The organism is Polynucleobacter sp. 35-46-11 (assembly GCF_002281105.1).
In genome coordinates this window covers 1-2,866 of record NZ_NCFJ01000334.1, presented here as the reverse complement: position 1 = coordinate 2,866, position 2,866 = coordinate 1, and the positions used below count along the sequence as shown (strand labels likewise).

Below are 2,866 nucleotides of genomic sequence, written 5' to 3'. Positions count from 1 at the left end.
TAGAAATTCCACATCTCTTCTGCAGTTAAATTGTTCATCGCAATTTTGGCTGTACCAATGTTGCTTGATTTTTGAATAATTTGAGAAACAGTTAAATTGCCGTAGGGATGTGTATCTGTGATGGGTTTTGGACCTACTAAATATTTAGCACCAATCACCATATTGGTATTCGGAGAAATGGCGCCTTTTTCCAAAGCAATTGCCACAGTCAATGGCTTAATTGTTGAACCAGGCTCAAATGTGTCAGTTAATACACGATTGCGCAGTTGCTCACCAGTTAATCTCTTGCGATCATTGGGGTTATAGCTTGGATAATTCGCTAATGCCAAGATCTCCCCAGTTTGGGTATCTAACACTACTGCACCTCCAGCACTTGCACGATGCTGCTCGACCGCACTCTTGACAGCGTTATAAGCCAAAAACTGAATCTTGCTATCAATCGAGAGTTGCAAATCCTTACCGTTTTGAGGTAACTGCAAAATCGTAACCTCTTCGACAACACGACCGAGACGATCTACAACTACTCGACGTGCGCCTGCATGTCCAGCCAAGTCTTTTTCTCTCGAGAGTTCCATACCCTCTTGGCCACGATCTTCCACATTAGTAAAGCCAACTACGTGCGCCATCGCCTCACCCTCTGGATAAAAGCGACGGTACTCATTATTTAAGCCAATGCCTGGGATTTCTAATTGCCTAATTTTTTGCGCCACTTCTGGATCTACTTGGCGCTTTAAGAAAATTTGCTTACGATCTTCTTTTAACTTTTTACGTAAATCTGATTCGCTGATCTGCAATAGTCTTGCTAACTTTTGCACTTTATCTGCAGCCAAGTCATCCGGTACAGTGTCGTTATAGGCGATCACTGACTTTGCCTCCAAGCTCGTAGCAATCACTTGACCATTGCGATCCAATATTTTTCCGCGGGAAGCAGGTAGCTCCAACTCACGTTGTGTACCGCGCACACCCTTCGCTTCATAGAATGCATTCCCTGGGCCCTGAATCCAGAACGCACGAATCAGCAGCAGCATGAACACAAAAAAAAGTATGAACAGCATGAGGCGCGACCGCCACATAGGCAGACGCAACACTAAATTCGGCGTAGTAGAGAAGCCTACCGTCCTCATCTAGTCTCCTTCAGATACAAAGTACGCTCTGGAGATATAGGAACCATCCGCAACTGATTACGAGCAACATCTCGTATCCGCGCAGACTTCGATAAATTCCGCTGCTCGTACTCTAGACGTAGCCAGTCTTGATTTAGCTTACGCTCTTCAATTTGCGCACGGTCTAAAGCGATAAATAATTTACGCGCACGCTGCTGGGCTGCGACCAGCGATAGGGCGCAGACTAACAATAAAACGAGCAATGTTAGCGTGGCGCGATTCAAGCGAATGCTCCTATGCGCTTTTCAGCAACACGCATGATGGCCGAACGAGCACGAGGGTTCTCTCGAATCTCCTCATCACTAGGTTTAACGCGCCCAATGATCTCTAAGGCGCTTTGTGGCAAATCTCGATCGCGGACAGGTAAACCGCGAGGCACTTCAATCTTTGCATGAGACTGCAGAAATTGCTTCACGATACGATCTTCGAGCGAATGAAAACTAATCACTGCCAAACGTGCGCCAGGCTTCAACAAACTTAACGCCGCTTTTAATCCAAGCTCTAGATCTTCTAATTCACGATTAATAAAAATACGGAGCGCTTGAAAAGTGCGAGTAGCTGGATCTTGACCTACTTCTCTTGTACGAACTACGCTGGCTACTAAGCTTGCTAATTGCAAGGTTGTTTTTGGGGGCAAGCCTTCTTCTCGCTTTGCCACAATAGCTTTAGCGATCTGAAATGCAAAACGTTCCTCACCATAAGTCTTAATCACGCGCGTGATGTCCTCTTGTGATGCTTGCTCCAACCATTCCGCTGCCGTCAAACCTTGATCCGTATTCATGCGCATATCGAGTGGACCATCCTTGCGAAAGGAAAAGCCGCGATGCGCTTCGTCCACCTGTGGAGAGCTGATACCCAGGTCTAACAAAATACCGTCGACAGATTCTGACTCCGCGTATTGATCCATCTGCGCAAAACTGTCGTGCACAATTCTCAAGCGAGAGTCGTTGATTTTTTCCGCGACCGCGATCGCATCTAAATCTTTGTCGAAAGAAATCATTCGCGCGCCTTGAGGTAATTGCGAGAGTAGCGCTTGCGTGTGACCACCGCGCCCAAATGTTCCATCGATCAGGAGCAGGTTTTGTGAAGCCTCGGGAGAGTTGATGCGTGGACCACTGATCAGCGCCGTCACCGCCTCGGCCAGTAATACTGGGCGATGAGTTATGTTCATGGCACCCTGTCATCAAAAATTAAATTGCTTCAGGGCTTCAGGCATACCTTGTGCAATGGCAGCCTGTTCTTTTGTAGCGTAAGTAGCGGCGTCCCACAACTCTAGATGACTACCCATGCCGAGTAGCATCACTTCCTTTTCAATACCAGCAGCTGATCGCAGCTCTGGGCTCACCAGAATTCTTCCAGCACTGTCCAAATCAACTTCTGCAGCATTGCCAAGGAAGATTCGACGCCACCAATGGGCATCCATGGGTAATTGCGCGACACGTGAACGGAAAGTTTCCCACTCGGGACGGGGGAATAACAATAGACATCCATCCGGGTGTTTTGTGAGCGTGATACGACCCTCACCTTGAACTAACAAGGCGTCACGATGCTTTGCCGGCACAGACATGCGGCCTTTTGCATCTAAATTGAGAGCTGAAGCACCCTGAAACACCATTTACCCCACTTTTTCACACTTCCTCCCACTTTAGAGGATCGCAATAAGAGGGTCAAGTGTTTTTGGGTAATTTTTTAGGAAATTTCCT

Annotated in this window: 4 protein-coding genes; all 4 read right to left on the bottom strand. The window is 47.3% G+C overall.

The genetic code is table 11. The features are described from left to right. A partial coding sequence (locus tag B7Y67_RS14450; RefSeq protein ID WP_293599238.1) for a penicillin-binding protein 2 occupies positions 1-1,124 on the bottom strand: 1,124 nt, incomplete at its 3' end. Then, complete coding sequence (ftsL, locus tag B7Y67_RS14445) at positions 1,121-1,387, bottom strand: cell division protein FtsL (protein ID WP_215302419.1); 267 nt, start codon at positions 1,385-1,387, stop codon at positions 1,121-1,123. The genes ftsL and B7Y67_RS14450, both read right to left, overlap by 4 nt. Next, positions 1,384-2,334, bottom strand: coding sequence for a 16S rRNA (cytosine(1402)-N(4))-methyltransferase RsmH (gene rsmH / locus B7Y67_RS14440; RefSeq protein ID WP_215302418.1), 951 nt, complete (start codon positions 2,332-2,334; stop codon positions 1,384-1,386). The genes ftsL and rsmH overlap by 4 nt, the downstream gene beginning before the upstream one ends. Positions 2,335-2,346: 12 nt before the next feature. Further along, positions 2,347-2,775 carry a division/cell wall cluster transcriptional repressor MraZ gene (mraZ, locus tag B7Y67_RS14435; RefSeq protein WP_215387830.1) on the bottom strand — a complete coding sequence of 143 codons (429 nt, stop codon included), beginning with the start codon at positions 2,773-2,775 and terminating at the stop codon, positions 2,347-2,349. Positions 2,776-2,866: the final 91 nt, after the last annotated feature.

Coding starts and splice junctions, on each gene's coding strand:
- rsmH (WP_215302418.1), bottom strand. CDS start 2,334: ATGAACATAACTCATCGCCCAGTATTACTGGCCGAGGCGGTGACGGCG.